Origin of the sequence: Rhizobium sp. CFBP 13726 (assembly GCF_014841925.1) — a bacterium.
Classification (GTDB): domain Bacteria; phylum Pseudomonadota; class Alphaproteobacteria; order Rhizobiales; family Rhizobiaceae; genus Neorhizobium; species Neorhizobium soli.
In genome coordinates this window covers 474,259-490,501 of record NZ_JACYUU010000002.1, presented here as the reverse complement: position 1 = coordinate 490,501, position 16,243 = coordinate 474,259, and the positions used below count along the sequence as shown (strand labels likewise).

Here is a 16,243-nt window from a genome sequence, read left to right as displayed (position 1 = left end):
GTGCCGTTTTTTCAACAATGCCAAGCGGATTTGCGTCACGTGCTGCAAAAGCCACTGAAATTATGTCTGCCTCTTTCTTTTGCACTTCACATTTCGATCGAAACCGGTAGGAATCAAAAAAATTGAAGATCCTATCAGGGACATTCAAGCGAAAGATGCGGCCGCCAAGGATCGCATCCGCAGGGGAAAATATATGGAATATTTTATCCAGCAGCTCATAAACGGGCTGACTCTCGGATCCATCTATGGGCTCGTGGCAATCGGCTATACGATGGTTTACGGCATCATCGGCATGATCAACTTTGCCCATGGTGACATCTTCATGCTCGGCGGCTTTGCCGCCCTGATCGTGTTCCTGCTTGCCACATCCTTCTTCGCCGGCATTCCGGTGGCGCTGCTGCTTTTGCTGATGTTGCTCGTCGGCATGCTGATGACAGGCCTTTGGAACTGGACAATCGAGCGGATCGCTTACCGTCCGCTGCGCGGCTCGTTCCGCCTGGCGCCGCTGATCACCGCGATCGGCATGTCGATCTTTCTGTCGAACTTCATCCAGGTGACGCAGGGTCCGCGCAACAAGCCGATCCCGCCGCTGGTCACCGACACCTATCATTTCGGTGCGATCACGGTGTCGCTGAAGCAGATCCTGATCGTCGTGATCACCTCGATCCTGCTGTTCGCGTTCTGGTACATCGTCAACAAGACGCCGCTCGGCCGTGCCCAGCGCGCCACCGAACAGGATCGCAAGATGGCGGCTCTGCTCGGCGTCGACGTCGACAAGACGATCTCGATCACCTTCATCATGGGCGCGGCTCTCGCTGCCGTCGCCGGTGCCATGTACCTGATGTATTACGGTGTCGCCTCGTTCAACGACGGCTTCATTCCGGGTGTGAAGGCATTCACCGCAGCCGTTCTCGGCGGCATCGGCTCGCTGCCGGGCGCTGTTCTCGGCGGGTTGCTGATCGGCCTCATCGAAAGCCTGTGGTCGGCGTATTTCTCGATCGCCTACAAGGATGTCGCGACCTTTGCGATCCTCGCCTTCGTGCTGATCTTCAAGCCGACCGGCATCCTCGGTCGTCCTGAAGTGGAGAAGGTGTAACATGGCGACCGTATCGGAAACCGTTCCCAACAACGTCATGGCCAAGGCGATCAAGGAAGGCATCTTTGCAGGCGTCATCGCCTTCCTGATGTTCCTCCTGTTCGTCGGCATCGAGACCTATCAGGACATCAACAACCAGCTCGTCTGGCGCACCCGCTGGGGCCTGCTTGCAGTGTTCGTGGCAGTCGCTGCCGTCGGTCGCTTCATGACCGTCGCCTTTATCAAGCCCCATCTCGACCGTCGTAAACTTGCCAAGGCAAAAGCCGGCATTCTCGAGATTTCGGATGAGAAAAGCTTCTTCCATCGCCACTTCCTCAAGTTCGCGCTGGTCTTCCTGCTCATCTATCCATTCCTGTCGCTGCTGATCGTCGGCAAGCAGGGCTCGCTGAAATATGTCGACAACTTCGGCATCCAGATCCTCATCTATGTGATGCTCGCCTGGGGCCTCAACATCGTCGTCGGTCTCGCCGGTCTGCTCGATCTTGGCTATGTCGCCTTCTATGCGGTCGGCGCCTATTCCTACGCGCTTCTGTCATCGTATTTCGGCTTCTCGTTCTGGCTGCTGCTGCCGATGTCCGGCATTCTCGCCGCGCTCTGGGGCGTCATCCTCGGCTTCCCGGTGTTGAGATTGCGGGGTGACTACCTTGCCATCGTGACGCTCGCCTTCGGGGAAATCATCCGGCTTGTTCTGATCAACTGGACTGATGTCACCAAGGGCACGTTCGGTATCTCGGGCATCGCCAAGGCGTCGTTCTTCGGCATCTGGTCGTTCGATACGGGCTCCCCGAACAATTTCGTCAAGGCCTGGGGACTGTCGGCTTCGTCGGTCTATTACAAGATCTTCCTGTTCTACATCATCCTCGCGCTCTGCATGCTGACGGCCTACGTCACCATTCGCCTGCGTCGCATGCCGATCGGTCGTGCATGGGAAGCGTTGCGCGAAGATGAAATCGCCTGCCGTTCGCTCGGCATCAACACCGTCACCACCAAGCTCACGGCGTTTGCCACGGGCGCGATGTTCGGCGGTTTTGCAGGCTCGTTCTTTGCGACCCGCCAGGGCTTCGTCTCTCCGGAAAGCTTCGTCTTCCTGGAATCGGCGGTCATCCTGGCCATCGTGGTTCTCGGCGGCATGGGTTCGCTGACCGGTATCGCGATCGCCGCTGTCATCATGGTCGGCGGCACCGAGATCCTGCGCGAGATGTCGTTCCTGAAGATCATCTTCGGCCCCGACTTCACCCCGGAACTCTACCGCATGCTGCTGTTCGGGCTGGCGATGATCATCGTCATGCTGTTCAAGCCGCGTGGCTTCGTGGGCTCGCGTGAGCCGACAGCCTTCCTGAAGGAGCGCAAGGCCATCTCCGGCAGCTTCACCAAGGAAGGCCACGGCTGATGGCGACGGATATGACGACTATGACGAAAGACACGATCCTGAGGGTCGAGCATCTGTCGATGCGGTTTGGTGGCCTGATGGCGATCGACGACTTCTCGTTCGAAGCCAAGCGCGGCGAAATCACCGCGCTGATCGGCCCGAACGGCGCCGGCAAGACGACGGTGTTCAACTGCATCACCGGCTTTTACAAGCCGACGATGGGCATGCTGACCCTGCATCGCAGCAACGGCCGCGAGTTCCTTCTGGAACGCCTTCGCGATTTCGAGATCAACAAGGTCGCGGGTGTTGCCCGTACCTTCCAGAACATCCGGCTGTTTTCCGGCCTGACGGTTCTCGAAAACCTGCTGGTCGCGCAGCACAATGTGCTGATGAAGGCTTCGGGTTACACGATCCTCGGCCTCTTGGGTCTGCCGACCTACAAGAACGCTGCCAAGGCCGCGATCGAAAAGGCTGAATACTGGTTGGACAAGGCGGATCTGACAGACCGCGCCGACGACCCGGCCGGCGATCTTTCCTATGGCGCCCAGCGCCGGCTGGAAATTGCCCGCGCCATGTGCACAGGGCCGGAACTTCTGTGCCTGGACGAGCCCGCCGCCGGCCTCAACCCGAAGGAATCGCTGACGCTCAACGCGCTGTTGCGCGGCATCCGCGACGAAGGCACGTCGCTGCTCCTGATCGAGCACGACATGTCCGTCGTCATGGAGATTTCGGATCACGTCGTGGTTCTGGAATACGGCCAGAAGATTTCCGACGGAACGCCTGATCACGTGAAGAACGACCCGAGGGTGATCGCAGCCTATCTCGGCGTCGAGGATGATGAAGTTGAAGAAATCGAGGAAAAGCTCGACAAGGGCATTATTGAAGAGGGGTCCGTCTGATGGCCGGTGAACCCCTTCTGAAAGTCCAGGGCGTCGAAACCTACTACGGCAACATCCGGGCCCTCGACGGCGTCAATGTCGAAGTCAACAAGGGCGAGATCGTCAGTCTGATCGGCGCCAACGGTGCCGGCAAGTCGACGCTGATGATGACGATCTGCGGCAGCCCGCAGGCCCGCAAGGGTCAGGTCATCTTCGACGGCGAAGACATCACGCAGGTGCCGACGCATCTGATTGCGCGCCGCCGTATTGCCCAGTCGCCGGAAGGCCGCCGCATCTTTCCGCGCATGACCGTGCACGAAAACCTGCAGATGGGCGCCGGTCTCGACAACCTCAAGTATTTCAAAGAGGACGTCGAAAAGATCTTCACCCTGTTTCCGCGCCTCAAGGAACGCCAGGCCCAACGCGGCGGCACGCTGTCGGGCGGCGAGCAGCAGATGCTGTCGATCGGCCGTGCACTGATGGCGCGTCCGAAACTCCTTCTTCTGGACGAGCCGTCGCTCGGCCTCGCACCACTGATCGTCAAGGGCATTTTCGAGGCGATCAAGAAGCTGAACAAGGAAGAGGGGCTCACCGTGTTCCTCGTCGAGCAGAACGCGTTTGCGGCACTCAAACTGTCCGATCGCGCCTATGTGATGGTCAATGGCAAGGTGACGATGTCCGGCTCCGGCAAGGAACTGCTCGCAAATCCCGAAGTCCGCGCCGCCTATCTCGAGGGGGGCCGGCATTGAGCACCATGATCATCATTCCGGCGACCGGGGGACACTGAAATGCAGGGCCTGTTTTTCGAAACCGATACTGGCGTGCGTTATTTCCTGCGCGCACTCGTCATGGTCCTCGGCTTCTGGACGGCGTGGCGCGCCGGCAAGGCGGTCGCAGAAGGCTGGAACGGCTATGGCCATGTCATTGCCTACACGCTGCTGCTGGCCGTCGCGATGCAGTTCATGCATTACGCGCTGTTCCAGGGACCGTTCATCAGCCCGTTCCATTACATCATCGATGTGGTGCTGCTGATGGCGTTTTCCATCTCCGGATTCCGCATTCGCCGCACCCGTCAGATGGTTCAGAACTACTACTGGCTCTATCAGCCTGTCTCCGCTTTCTCATGGAAGAAGAAAGATTGACAGTCGCTCATTTCTGACTTCAGATTGGGTTGGGTCAAATAAGAATACACCAGAGGGTGGAACATTTCTCCGGCGCAATGATGGTGGGTATTGCGTCCGGGTCCCAAAAAACCGCTCACCTAAAAACTGGGAGTAAATCAATGAAGAAGTCTCTTCTTTCCGCCGTCGCGCTGACGGCGATGGTCGCATTCAGCGGCAACGCCTGGGCCGATATCATCATCGGCGTTGGCGGCCCGCTGACCGGCCCGAATGCTGCATTCGGCGCGCAGCTGCAGAAGGGTGCTGAACAGGCTATCGCCGATATCAATGCCGCCGGCGGCATCAACGGCGAAAAGCTGGTCATCGCGCTCGGCGACGACGTTTCCGATCCGAAGCAGGGCATTTCCGTTGCCAACAAGTTCGCGTCCGATGGCGTGAAGTATGTGGTCGGTCACTTCAACTCGGGCGTTTCGATCCCGGCTTCGCAGGAAGTCTATGCCGAAAACGGCATGCTCGAAGTCACCCCTGCAGCAACCAACCCTGTCTTCACCGAGCGCGGTCTGTGGAACACGTTCCGCACCTGCGGCCGTGACGACCAGCAGGGCGGCGTCGCCGGCAAGTATCTCGCCGAGAAGTTCGCCGATGCAAAGATCGCGATCATCGACGACAAGACACCTTACGGCCAGGGTCTCGCTGAAGAAACCATGAAAGCCTACAACGCGGCCGGCAAGAAGCAGGTCATCCGCGAAGGCGTCAACGTCGGCGACAAGGACTTCTCGGCGCTGATTTCCAAGATGAAGGAAGCCGGCGTTTCGATCATCTACTGGGGTGGTCTCCACACGGAAGCCGGCCTGATCATCCGTCAGGCGAAGGATGCTGGCCTCAAGGCAACGCTCGTATCGGGTGACGGTATCGTCTCCAACGAACTGGCCTCGATCGCTGGCGATGCAGTCGAAGGCACGCTGAACACGTTCGGCCCCGATCCGACACTGCGTCCTGAGAACAAGGAACTGGTTGCCAAGTTCAAGGCTGCCGGCTTCAACCCTGAAGCCTACACGCTCTATTCCTACGCAGCCGTTCAGGTCATCGCCGAAGGCATCAAGCTAGCTGGCAGCCCTGATGACGCAGAAGTCGTTGCCAAGGCTCTCAAGGAAAAGGGTCCGTTCAAGACCGTTCTCGGCGACATGGCTTTCGACGCCAAGGGCGACCCGAAGCTCCCCGGCTACGTCATGTACGAGTGGAAGAAGGGGCCGGACGGCAAGTACAGCTACTTCCCGCAGGGCTGAGCCTTCAAGGCTTGAACCATCATTCGACAGGAAGCCCGGCCATTGGCCGGGCTTTTTGCATTGATGCCTGCAGGGTTTAGATATCGAGCTCTAAGTTTCCCGAGCTCAAACCCTGAAAATCCCATCAGAAACTTTCGGGGGTGAAACTGGCAAACCGCGCAGCGGGGAGAGGGCCGGCGGTCATCAGTGTGAAATCGAAATTCGACTTTGCTTCCGATCCCAGAACGTATTGACGGTGCACGCGCAGGAAATCGCGCTTGATCCTGTTGTAGCGCTCGGGCGCCATCATCCGCTTGACCCTGATGAAGGCAAGCGTCGCCTGGGGTGCATCTTCATGTCCTGCCAGCGCCACGACGCGGCTCTTGTAAAAATGAATGCTGTCGGTGAGGCACTGAACCTCCAGCCAGAAGATCTGTGGTGCTCGGGCAATGCGGCCGACACAGGCGCGCAATGTTGCGGCAGGTCGCAGCAGCGAGCATTGCAGGATCGCGCCACCGAGCGTCACGAAGCTCACCTTGCGTTCGCTCCGAGCGGGGCCTCGCCTGAACGCATCAGGACTTTCCGCAAGCAGCATGCCGATCACGTGGGTCGCGACAGCCGATCCCATGCTGTGCGACGTGATGAGATATTCGTCCGCATCCTCAGTCAGTGCCTCGCGGACACCCTCCATGCAGCTCGCCAGCCAGGCGTTGACATCGGGCCTGTCGAGATTGCCCATCGCGTCGGCCATTTCCCAGTCGGCAAACAGGTGCAGCGTGTGAAACCGCGCCATGAAGGGGAGGAGGGCGTAGCGGAACAGCGCAAGACCAAGCGGTATGCTCCACAACAGATGCAACATATTGAGCCCGAGCAGCGCGGGCAGGGCAGCGATCACGGCGGTGAGCCCAAGCGCTACCGCCACCAGCAGGAATGGAAACAGGAAAAACAGGCCGAACCGCCACGCATGCCTGAGATAGCCGGCCATGCCGCCCTGGGTGACGATGCGGAGCGCGCTTCGATAGCCGTCGAGGATACGGCGCGGCAGCGGCTTGCCGTTCAGGCTGTTGACCAGCGCGCAGTGGTCGAAGATGTAGAACCGGCTTTGCGTGACGCCGTCGCCCGCACCCCGCGCGCGACAGGTGATGTCGAAATACGCCGTCTTTGCGGTCCGCTGCAGCTCACCTGTCTGGAGATCCAGGTTCCATGTCTTGGCGCTCTGGGCCGCTGCGCGCACATAACGGGCATGGTGCATGCCGGCATCGAGCGGCTCGAAGCCCGGGAAATGCAGGACGACGCGTTTCCTCACCCGGTCCGCCGTCGGGGAGTTATCTGCGTCGTGGGGCGTCGGTGCCGTCGAAGGCGATTGTGTAGTCATGACTGCGGAGTTCCGGATGCGGCTCGTCTAAGCCGTTGAGGGTGCGCGCGGATCTATCCCTTGGCATCGCCGACTGCAAGTGTCTGGCCCCGGTCGGCCCGTTTGCGTCTAGTCGGGCCGGTCGCCTGCGTGCAGGACGTTCGCCGCCATGACCGCTGCCGAGGCGCGATTTTCGACGCCGAGCTTGATGTAGATCTGCTCGAGATGCTTGTTCACGGTGCGGGCGGACAGGCCCAGGATATCGCCGATATCTTTGTTCGCCTTGCCCTTGGCGATCCATAAGAGCACTTCCGACTCCCGCTGCGTCAGCGGGAAATGCTGGCGCAGGATTTCGTCGTCCGGCCGCTTGATGACGGCGGCCGACAGCCGGAACAGGAATTCGTCGGCGCCGATCGCACCAAGAAACGCAAACTGCAGGCTGGTCTGCAGGTTTTCCGACAGGGAGAAGGCTGCGTTGCGGGCAAAGCCTGCCGTATCGCGCTCCGCCATCCAGGCGCCGATGCGGCCTGCGACGATCGCAATTCCGTCGTCGCTTTCCGTCGCCGCGTTCATCAGCCGCGTTGCTTGCGGCGTCGACCAGCGGATCGAACCGTCGTTTCTGACCGCAAGCAGATGCCGGCCGGCGGCATCGAGCGCGACGCGGGCGCTCTGGGCGGAGCGGGCGTTGGAAAGATGCACGCGTATTCTCGCCCGCAATTCGTCGATATTGATCGGCTTGCTCAGATAATCGACGCCGCCGCTGTCCAGCGCGTTGACGACATGCTCGGTCTCGGTCAGGCCCGTCATGAAGATCACGGGCACCTGAGCTGCAGCATGCGCCTTCAGTCTGCGGCAGGTCTCGAACCCGTCCATGCCGGGCATCACGGCGTCGAGCAGGATCAGATCGGGCGTGATGCGCTCGACGATCGAGAGGGCTGCCTGTCCCGACGTGGCGATCAGCACCGAAAAGCCGGATTGCTCCAGCGCTTCAGTCAGAAAACCGAGCGTGTCGGGACTGTCGTCCACCAGGAGGACGATATCGCGCGGTGTCGTCGCGTCAGCCATCGTTGTTTTCCCGTTCTTCCAGTTCCTGTGTCTCCATGCGTTCCAGGTATTTCATGTAACCGGCCATGTCGAAGGCCTTTACATAGGTTCCGAGCTCTTCCGCGAACGGGCGGTGCGATTGGTCCGTGGCGAGATCCGCGAGCTTGGCTTCGATGCCGCGCACGTAACCGATTTCACCGAGCCGCAGCAGATCCTGAAGATGGCCCGTCCCGGGGCTGATGACCGGCTGCTTGACGAGGGCCGAAAGCGCCAGTGCCGGTGCTTCGTCCTCGTAAACCCATTTGAGGGAGAGATGCGAGGCAAGCTTGTCGGCAAGGCGGCGCAGGTTGACGGGCTTGGACAGCGTATCGTCATGCCCTTCGCCACCCGCATCCGCGGTCGTGCCATCGCCGATATTGGCCGAGAGCATGATCATGGGCGCCGTCTGGCCCTCCTCGCGCAACCGCGAAACAAGCTGCCAGCCGCTCATGCCGGGCATGGAGATATCGACCAGAAAAAGATCCGGCCGCACACCCTCGATCAGCGTCAGGCATTCCGGTCCGTCGACGGCGGTCAGGATGACGAAATCCATCGGCGCCAGCACTTCGCGCATCAGGTCGCGGTGATCCTGGTTGTCGTCCACCACGACGATGGTGCGGCGCGGCCCGGTATAGGAGACGATCTTGCGCTCGGCCTCCGGCGTCGTATTCGGCCGCTCGATGGCCGAGAGCATGAGGCGCACCTTGAAGGTGGAGCCTTCACCCTTCGTACTGGCAACCGAGATTTCGCCGCCGAGCGTGTTGGTCAGAAGCTGCGTGATCGTCAGGCCGAGCCCAAGTCCCGGCATCGGCCGTATGCTTTCCGCCTCGCCGCGCTGGAACGGCTCATAGATGCGGCCGAGATCCTTTTCCGCGATGCCGCGGCCCGTATCGGTCACGGTGAAGGTCGCGACCTGGCTGCGATAGGCGATCTCGAAACGAACAGTGCCTTCGTCTGTGAATTTGACCGCGTTGGAGAGGATGTTGACAAGGATCTGGCGAAGCCGCTTTTCGTCGGTGCGGACATATTGCGGCAACGTGCGGGCGCGCACGTGTTCGAAGGCAAGGCCCTTCGCCTGCGCCTGCAGGCTGAACATCTCGACGATCTGGTCGAGGAAATCCTGAATGTTGATCTCGTTCGAATAGACCTGCAGCCGTCCGGCCTCGATCTTTGAAATGTCGAGCAGCCCGTCGATCAGGCCGGAAAGATGGTCCGCGGACCGCTTGATGACCTTGATTGCCGATTGCCGCGGGGCAGGGATGGTGTCGTCGCGCTCCAGGATCTGGGCATAGCCCAGTACGGCGTTGAGGGGCGTGCGCAGCTCGTGGCTCAGGCCAACCACATACCGGCTCTTGGCGCGGTTGGCGGCTTCTGCGGTTTCCTTGGCATCCTGCAGCGCCGCGTCGGTCTTCTTGTGCGCCGAGATTTCCTTGAGAAGAAGCGTGTTCTGCCGCGAGGATTCCTCCTCGGCCACCATCCGGCTGTCATGCGCCAGCACGTAGAACCAGGAGAAGATGCCGGTAATGATGGCAAACACGAAGAAGACGATCAGGATCGTGCCATAGATGACATCGGCATTGTCAGGCGCTGCCTGGCCTACCTGATAGGCGATCAGCGACAGGATGGCACCGATTGCCGAGATGGAGATCACCGCCGTCATCCCGTAGCGGCCTAGCCGGGTCGTGAGCTTTGCAATGACGCTTTCGGTGAGGAATGTGCGCGCCACGGTGCCGATCTGTGTGTTCAGCCGCGCATGCGGCTTGCACATGTCGTGGCAGCGGCTGTCGAGCGAACAGCACAGAGAACAGATCGGCGCCGCATAGGCCGGGCACCAGGCCATGTCCTCATGCTCGAACGGGTGTTCGCAGATCGAGCAGGTGATCGAGCCCAATGTCTTCCAGCTCTGGCGCGGTTTTCGGGCGAGATAGTATTTGCCCTTGGTGGCAAAGGCGATCGCCGGCGACACCAGGAAGGCCGTCAGTGTCAGATAGGTGGCGAGCGACGCCATCAGCGGGCCGAACAGGCCAAGGTGGGCGGTCAGCGCAATGCCGGTCGCTGTAAACATGGCGCCGAGCCCGACCGGATTGACGTCATAGAGATGGGCGCGCTTGAACTCGATGCCGGGTGGCGACAGACCGAGCGGCTTGTTGATGAACAGATCCGCCGAAATCGTGCAGAGCCAGCTCATCGCGACGATCGAGAAGATGCCGAGCGTTTCCTCGAGCAGCCGGTAGATGCCAAGCTCCATCAGAAGCAGCGCGATGATGACGTTGAACACCAGCCAGACGACGCGGCCGGGATGGCTGTGGGTCAGGCGCGAGAAAAAGTTCGACCAGGCAAGCGACCCCGCATAGGCGTTCATCACGTTGATCTTCAGCTGCGACACGACCACGAAAGCCGCCATCAGCATCAGCGCCGCGGTCTCGTTGGGGATCATGTAGCCGAAGGCGGCGAGATACATATGGGCGGGATCGGCCGCGTCCTCGACCGGCACGGCGCTCGAGAGCGTCAGCACTGCGAGGAAGGAGCCCGCGAGAAGTTTTGGCACGCCGACCAGAACCCAGCCGGGTCCAGCCAGAAACACCGCGAACCGGTGGCGCCATTTGCGCTGCCCTTCCGGCGGCAGGAAGCGCAGGAAATCGACCTGCTCACCGATCTGCGGCATCAGCGCCAGAATGACGGCAGACGCTGCCCCAAATTCCACCAGATCAAACGGCGCCGCCCCGCCGACTTCTCCGTTCGAATGGCCGATGCCGGCAAAGGCGCGCCAGAGGTCGAATTTCTGCCAGTCCATGAAAGCGATAAAGACGAAGGGCAGGATGTTGAGGATGATCCAGAACGGCTGGGTCAGAAGCTGGAACCGCGAGATCAGCTGCACGCCGTAGATGACGAGCGGGATCACCACGGCCGCCGAAATGATATAGCCGATCCAGGGCGGTATCCCGAAGGCGAGATCCAGCGCGCCGGTCATGATGGACGCTTCGATCGCAAACAGCATGAAGGTGAAGCTCGCATAGATCAGCGAGGTGATGGTGGAGCCGATATAACCGAACGAGGCGCCGCGGGTGAGGAGATCGATATCGACCCCGTGGCGGATCGCATAGCGGCTGATCGGCAATCCCACGACCAGCATGACGAGAGCGGCCACCAGAATGGCGAAAAACGCGTTGGTCGTGCCGTAGGAGAGCGTAATCGCCCCGCCGATCGCCTCCAGCGCCAGAAACGAGATCGCACCGATCGCCGTCTGCGAAATCCGGCTGGATGAGAAACGGCGCGCGCTCTTTGCGGTAAACCGCAGCGCATAGTCTTCCAGCGTCTGGTTTGCGACCCAGCGATTGTACTCACGGCGAACCGGTATGATGCGTTGGCGTGCTGCCATGCCTAAAAACGATCGCCTTTATCGGGGAGACTGATATTTAGGCAGTTTCGACTTTGGTGCAGCGTTTTGCAAGGGCGGTTTTACCGCCGCTCACACCTCGCTTCGCTTCAGCAAATAATCCAGCCCACCGGCGCGATACCAGCGGTAGCCATAGGGCTCGATCACGATGTGATGCTTGCCTTTGTCGTCCGCTGTGCTGTCCGAGGCATCGGCGATATCGATCAGGTTCTTGCCCGCATCTTTGAGGCCCACGTCGAAGGTGATCTCTACCGGCCTGTTGTGAAAATTGTGGAGGATCACCAGCGCGTTGTCGCGCCAGTCGTAGCGCATGGCAAGCACCCCGTCGTCGCCGGTGTCGAGGCATTCGAACGTGCCCCAGCCGATCTCAGGGGCCTCCTTGCGCATTCGGATCATCCGCTCTGTCCAGTTGAGCATGGAATCGGGATCGCGACGCTGGATGGCGACGTTGACGTGGTCGAAGCCGTAGGGTCCCTCGTGGATAACAGGCAGGATCGGTTTGTCGCTCTTGGTGAAGCCGCCCTGAGGCTCGTTCGACCACTGCATCGGCGTGCGGGCGCAGTTGCGCTCGGGCAGCGACAGGTCGTCGCCCATGCCGATTTCGTCGCCGTAGCGCAGAACCGGTGTGCCGGGCAGGGAATACATCAGGCTGTAGGCAAGCTTCAGGCGGCGCGGATCGCCACCGAGCATCGGCGCCAGACGACGGCGGATGCCGCGGTCGTAGAGCTGCATGTCCTTGTCCGGACCCATCTTGTCGAACACGGTCTGGCGCTGCTTGTCGGTCAGGCGGCCGAGATCGAGTTCGTCGTGGTTGCGCAGGAAAATGCCCCACTGGCCGGTCGCCGGGCGTTCCTTGGTGTCGTTCATCGCCTTTGCCAGTGGCCGGACGTCGGCGCTGGCCATCGCGTAAAACAGCGACTGGTTGACGTGGAAGTTGAACATCATCTGCATCCGGTCGCCGTCGTCGCCGAAATATTGCAGGTTCTCCTTCGGAACGACATTCGCTTCAGCCAGAATGATGCTGTCACCCTGGCGCCATTGCAGGAACTCGCGGAAGGACCGCAGCATGTCGAACTGCTCCTTCGGCTTTTTCACGTCGGCGCCCTTTTCGGCGATCACGAAGGGCACCGCGTCCATGCGGAAGCCGGAGACGCCGAGCTGCAGCCAGAAGCCCATGATCTTCAGAATTTCCGCCTGCACATGCGGGTTGGCGGTGTTGAGATCCGGCTGGAATTCGTAGAAGCGGTGGAAGTAGTACTCGCCGGAGGCCTTGTCGCGCGTCCAGGTGGTCTTCTGGATACCGGGAAACACCATGCCCTCATCGGCATTGGCCGGTTTCGTCTTCGACCAGACATACCAGTCGCGGTAGCGCGAATTCTTGTCGGCACGGGCTTCCTTGAACCAGGGATGTTCGTCCGATGTGTGGTTGACGACGAGATCGATCAGGACACGGATGCCGCGTTGCTTGGCACTGTGGGTGAACTCGACGAAATCGCCGAGCGTGCCGTAGCGGGGATCGACGTTGTAATAGTCGGAGACATCATATCCGTCGTCGCGGCCGGGAGACGCCTGGAACGGCATCAGCCAGATCGCGGTTACGCCGAGGCCGGCGAGGTAGTCCAGGCGCCGCTGCACCCCTTGAAAATCGCCGACGCCGTCGCCGTTGGAATCCATGAAGGTTTCAACATTGAGGCAATAGAAGACGGCATTTTTGTACCAGAGGTCGTTGATCACGGGATGCTCCACGGCTTCGATCGATCCGGGGCAATTGCGTCAGACGTGGAATTGTTCCCGTCCGATTGTGAGTTTGCGATCAGGCGTCGGAAAATGCCCTATCAAACCGGTGTAATAACGCTTGCTATTTTACCCGGATCAGAGGCTATGCTTCACCATCAACATGAGGAGATAGGTCATGGCCAAGGGTCAGGTACGCGGCAACAAGGAAACGCGCAAACCCAAGAAGGACAAGGCCGCTCCAGCGGCTGCGCCGACTTTGGGTTCGCAGGTCAAGTCGGCCGAAAGCAACACCAAAAAGAAGTAGTCTTCTCCGTCGTCATGCCGCGATCTCCTTGGTCGCCGGCAGACACAGGACGGCTTCAAGACCTCCCATATGCGATCGGGAGAGGCTCAGCTTCCCGCCGTAAGCATTTGCAATGTCGCCGGAAATCGCCAGGCCAAGGCCTGTTCCGGCGCCATCGCCGTCTTCCTCTTGCTGGCCGCGGACACCGCGCTTCAGCATGGAAGCGTAACGCTCCGGCGTGACGCCCGGGCCATCGTCCGCGATACGCAGCAACACCATCCCGCCATCGCCCCTCGTTGCCGTCAGCGCGATGCGCCGTCTTGCAAAACGGACAGCGTTGTCGAGAATGTTGCCGATCGCTTCGGCTGCGTCGGCCGGGTCCGCCTGGACCGTGAGCGCCGGATCGATATCGAGCTCCCAGTCGATCCCGCGGTTTTCGGTGACGGGCGACAGCACGCTCACAAGCTTTCCCGAAATGCCGAGAAGCGATGTCGTCGCCATCTGTTCGACGCCCATTCGAGCGGCCTGCAACTGCCGGTCGGCGCGCTGGCGCACCAGCTCGATCTGCTGCAGGGCCGTTTCGCGACGGGCGCCCGGCAGATCCTCGACGAGATGGGACAGGACGGTCAGAGGCGTCTTCAGGCCATGTGCCAGATCGCTTGCCCGGGCGCGCGCCCTCTCGACGGCATTTTCCCGCTCCGACAGAAGAAGGTTGATCTCGTTGACGAGCGGCGTGACTTCGCTTGGCCCCTGCGCACCGATGCTCGGCAGGCGACCCGCCCGGATATCGGCTACATCCTGGCGCAGGCGGGAAAGCGGCCTCAGACCGACGAGGCTCTGCAGGAGTGCGGCAAGGAAAAGCAGGGCACCGATGGCGATCAGCATCATGACCAGGGGCCGGTGATAGGTGGCGAGCGCTTCCTCCATGTCGTTCTTGGAGAAGGCGGTGTAGAGGGTGAAGCGCTGCAGGGCGTCGCCTTCGCCGATCGACATCTCCCTGACCGTGATCAGGATCGTGCCACCATCGGGTCCCTCGGTCTGGTAGAAGCCGCAATAGAGATCGGGAGAAAACAACTGCCGCGAAAGTTCCTGGTCCCAAAGCGAGCGCGAGCGCAGCGGCGGTTTCCCGTCGGCCGGCGATATTTGCCAGTAGAGGCCACCGGCTGGGATCTGGAAGCGTGCGTCGGACGGCTCGCTGGCCAGGGAGAGACCGTTCTGCTGAATTGTCAGCCGGGCGCCGAGCGCGTCCGAGACGGCCGTCATCTCCGCGGAATACTGGTCGGCAACATAGTCCTCGAACAGGTGACCAAGCACGAACCAGGCGAGCCACAGGGCCACACCGATCGATATCAGGGCGCCGATTGCCAGCCGGAAACGCAGGGAGCGGATCACGGGCGTTTCTCCGGCAAGACATAGCCAAAGCCGCGGCGGGTCTCGATCGCGTCGCTGTCAGTTTTCTTGCGCAAGCGGGCAACCATCGCCTCGACGGCGTTCTTGGCGGCGTCGTCGTCGCGGCCCTGAACCTGGCTTGCAAGTTCTGCGGGCGTCAGGACGGCGCCGGGGCGGTCGATGAACAGCGAGATCATGCGGTATTCCAGAGGGCTCAGATCCAGCTCGCGTCCGTCGAACGTCACACGGCGGGCCTGCTCGTCCAGCGTGAACCGGTCGGCCGATTTGACGCGTGCCTGAACCTTGCCGGTTCGGCGAAGCAGCGCCTTCAGCCGGGCGAGCAGCTCCTCGCTGCGAAACGGTTTCGGCAGGTAGTCGTCGGCGCCCGCGTCGAAGCCATCGACGCGTTCCATCCAGGAACCGCGCGCCGTCAGTACGAGGATGGGCGTATCGACGCCGCTTGCCCGCCAGCGCTTGAGAATTGAAAGCCCATCCATCCCCGGCAGGCCGAGATCGAGGATAATGGCTGCATGGTCGCCTGTCTCGCCCCGTTCCCAAATGTCTGGTCCGTTCGACAGCGTTTCGACGAAATAGCCCTCGCGACTGAGCTTCTCGACGACGAGCGCTGCGATCTGGGGGTCGTCCTCGGCAAGCAGGATCTTCATGATATCAACCGCCTCCCAGAAGCGAGCCGCTTCTCGCATCGACCCGCAGGGTGCGGATGGCACCGGTGTTGTCGCGCAGTTTCAGTTGATAGACGTCGCGCGACGGCGAGCGGCTGAGACGGATGTCGATGATGCGACCATACCTGGTGGCGTCGATCTTTCTCAGCATCGTCTTTAGCGGCATGATCTGACCGCTGCGAACCGCATCGCGGGCCCGATCGGAATCGTTTGGGCCATAGCCGCCCACCGATGCGTCATGGCTTCCCGCACCGTCCTTGCCGTGGTCATCACCGCCATCGTCATCGCCGCCGTGGTTATCGCCATCATCGCCACCGCCGTCATTGCCCGAGCCGCTACCGCCCGAACCGGACGATCCGCCGCCATCGCTGCCGCCATCGCCGTCCTTGGCGAATGCGGGCGCAACGGGTGCGACGATCGCTGCCCCGAGTGTGGCCGCGAGCAGCGCAGCAAGACAGATACGACGGGTCACGCCCATTGATACTCCGGATAGGACTGTGTGGCAGCGCTTTTGAGCCGCGAAACACTACTCTGCCATGATGGCGATGTTGCTGCAAACGGCCGCACCCCCGCCGGCATCCGGCGGGG

General features: G+C 61.0%; 14 protein-coding genes. 7 read left to right on the top strand and 7 right to left on the bottom strand.

Features of this window, described 5'->3' with window-relative positions; translation table 11 throughout:
• Positions 1-193: 193 nt before the first annotated feature.
• From IFT66_RS09370 to IFT66_RS09345, 6 genes are all read left to right on the top strand, one after another.
• The gene (locus tag IFT66_RS09370; RefSeq protein WP_062455207.1) at positions 194-1,096 is read left to right on the top strand and encodes a branched-chain amino acid ABC transporter permease; all 903 of its coding nucleotides are present in this window, start codon (positions 194-196) and stop codon (positions 1,094-1,096) included.
• A gap of 1 nt (position 1,097) precedes the next feature.
• Complete coding sequence (gene livM, locus IFT66_RS09365; protein WP_184653801.1) at positions 1,098-2,486, top strand: high-affinity branched-chain amino acid ABC transporter permease LivM; 1,389 nt, start codon at positions 1,098-1,100, stop codon at positions 2,484-2,486.
• Entirely contained in the window at positions 2,486-3,364 is an 879-nt protein-coding gene (locus IFT66_RS09360) for an ABC transporter ATP-binding protein (protein WP_062455210.1), read from the top strand. The genes livM and IFT66_RS09360 overlap by 1 nt, the downstream gene beginning before the upstream one ends.
• The gene (locus IFT66_RS09355; RefSeq protein ID WP_062455212.1) at positions 3,364-4,092 is read left to right on the top strand and encodes an ABC transporter ATP-binding protein; all 729 of its coding nucleotides are present in this window, start codon (positions 3,364-3,366) and stop codon (positions 4,090-4,092) included. Before IFT66_RS09360 ends, IFT66_RS09355 begins: the two co-directional genes overlap by 1 nt.
• Before the next feature lie 39 nt (positions 4,093-4,131).
• Positions 4,132-4,485 carry a DUF6867 family protein gene (locus IFT66_RS09350; protein WP_062455213.1) on the top strand — a complete coding sequence of 118 codons (354 nt, stop codon included), beginning with the start codon at positions 4,132-4,134 and terminating at the stop codon, positions 4,483-4,485.
• A 140-nt stretch (positions 4,486-4,625) separates the two neighbouring features.
• The gene (locus IFT66_RS09345; protein WP_062455215.1) at positions 4,626-5,750 is read left to right on the top strand and encodes a branched-chain amino acid ABC transporter substrate-binding protein; all 1,125 of its coding nucleotides are present in this window, start codon (positions 4,626-4,628) and stop codon (positions 5,748-5,750) included.
• Positions 5,751-5,874: 124 nt separating this feature from the next.
• On the opposite strand, the gene IFT66_RS09340 is transcribed toward IFT66_RS09345, so the two are convergent.
• The 4 genes from IFT66_RS09340 to IFT66_RS09325 all read right to left on the bottom strand — a co-directional run bounded on the left by IFT66_RS09340 (position 5,875) and on the right by IFT66_RS09325 (position 13,297).
• On the bottom strand, positions 5,875-7,104 hold the full coding sequence (locus tag IFT66_RS09340) for a hypothetical protein (RefSeq protein ID WP_249406413.1): 1,230 nt from the start codon (positions 7,102-7,104) through the stop codon (positions 5,875-5,877).
• A gap of 108 nt (positions 7,105-7,212) precedes the next feature.
• Complete coding sequence (locus IFT66_RS09335) at positions 7,213-8,148, bottom strand: response regulator transcription factor (RefSeq protein WP_174196322.1); 936 nt, start codon at positions 8,146-8,148, stop codon at positions 7,213-7,215.
• Complete coding sequence (locus IFT66_RS09330; protein ID WP_192077447.1) at positions 8,141-11,545, bottom strand: hybrid sensor histidine kinase/response regulator; 3,405 nt, start codon at positions 11,543-11,545, stop codon at positions 8,141-8,143. Before IFT66_RS09330 ends, IFT66_RS09335 begins: the two co-directional genes overlap by 8 nt.
• 90 nt (positions 11,546-11,635) lie before the next feature.
• Positions 11,636-13,297: an alpha-amylase family glycosyl hydrolase gene (locus IFT66_RS09325; RefSeq protein ID WP_192077446.1), complete on the bottom strand. Its 1,662-nt coding sequence runs from the start codon at positions 13,295-13,297 to the stop codon at positions 11,636-11,638.
• 178 nt (positions 13,298-13,475) lie between these two features.
• On the opposite strand from IFT66_RS09325, the gene IFT66_RS23730 reads away from it, so the two are divergent.
• The gene (locus IFT66_RS23730) at positions 13,476-13,604 is read left to right on the top strand and encodes a hypothetical protein (RefSeq protein ID WP_256413792.1); all 129 of its coding nucleotides are present in this window, start codon (positions 13,476-13,478) and stop codon (positions 13,602-13,604) included.
• A 12-nt stretch (positions 13,605-13,616) separates the two neighbouring features.
• Here the strand turns inward: IFT66_RS23730 and IFT66_RS09320 are convergent, their stop codons facing one another.
• Genes IFT66_RS09320 through IFT66_RS09310 form a run of 3 tightly spaced genes read right to left on the bottom strand, consistent with a single transcriptional unit; the run spans position 13,617 to position 16,133 of the window.
• On the bottom strand, positions 13,617-14,975 hold the full coding sequence (locus IFT66_RS09320) for an ATP-binding protein (protein ID WP_192077445.1): 1,359 nt from the start codon (positions 14,973-14,975) through the stop codon (positions 13,617-13,619).
• Positions 14,972-15,637, bottom strand: coding sequence for a response regulator transcription factor (locus tag IFT66_RS09315; RefSeq protein WP_192077444.1), 666 nt, complete (start codon positions 15,635-15,637; stop codon positions 14,972-14,974). Before IFT66_RS09315 ends, IFT66_RS09320 begins: the two co-directional genes overlap by 4 nt.
• A 4-nt stretch (positions 15,638-15,641) precedes the next feature.
• Positions 15,642-16,133: a PepSY domain-containing protein gene (locus tag IFT66_RS09310; protein WP_192077443.1), complete on the bottom strand. Its 492-nt coding sequence runs from the start codon at positions 16,131-16,133 to the stop codon at positions 15,642-15,644.
• Positions 16,134-16,243: the final 110 nt, after the last annotated feature.

What these genes read in the sequence shown, in the direction of transcription:
- IFT66_RS09370 (WP_062455207.1), top strand. Translation starts at nt 194, where the DNA reads ATGGAATATTTTATCCAGCAGCTCATAAACGGGCTGACTCTCGGATCC.
- livM (WP_184653801.1), top strand. Translation starts at nt 1,098, where the DNA reads ATGGCGACCGTATCGGAAACCGTTCCCAACAACGTCATGGCCAAGGCG.
- IFT66_RS09360 (WP_062455210.1), top strand. Translation starts at nt 2,486, where the DNA reads ATGGCGACGGATATGACGACTATGACGAAAGACACGATCCTGAGGGTC.
- IFT66_RS09355 (WP_062455212.1), top strand. Translation starts at nt 3,364, where the DNA reads ATGGCCGGTGAACCCCTTCTGAAAGTCCAGGGCGTCGAAACCTACTAC.
- IFT66_RS09350 (WP_062455213.1), top strand. Translation starts at nt 4,132, where the DNA reads ATGCAGGGCCTGTTTTTCGAAACCGATACTGGCGTGCGTTATTTCCTG.
- IFT66_RS09345 (WP_062455215.1), top strand. Translation starts at nt 4,626, where the DNA reads ATGAAGAAGTCTCTTCTTTCCGCCGTCGCGCTGACGGCGATGGTCGCA.
- IFT66_RS09340 (WP_249406413.1), bottom strand. Translation starts at nt 7,104, where the DNA reads ATGACTACACAATCGCCTTCGACGGCACCGACGCCCCACGACGCAGAT.
- IFT66_RS09335 (WP_174196322.1), bottom strand. Translation starts at nt 8,148, where the DNA reads ATGGCTGACGCGACGACACCGCGCGATATCGTCCTCCTGGTGGACGAC.
- IFT66_RS09330 (WP_192077447.1), bottom strand. Translation starts at nt 11,545, where the DNA reads ATGGCAGCACGCCAACGCATCATACCGGTTCGCCGTGAGTACAATCGC.
- IFT66_RS23730 (WP_256413792.1), top strand. Translation starts at nt 13,476, where the DNA reads ATGGCCAAGGGTCAGGTACGCGGCAACAAGGAAACGCGCAAACCCAAG.
- IFT66_RS09315 (WP_192077444.1), bottom strand. Translation starts at nt 15,637, where the DNA reads ATGAAGATCCTGCTTGCCGAGGACGACCCCCAGATCGCAGCGCTCGTC.
- IFT66_RS09310 (WP_192077443.1), bottom strand. Translation starts at nt 16,133, where the DNA reads ATGGGCGTGACCCGTCGTATCTGTCTTGCTGCGCTGCTCGCGGCCACA.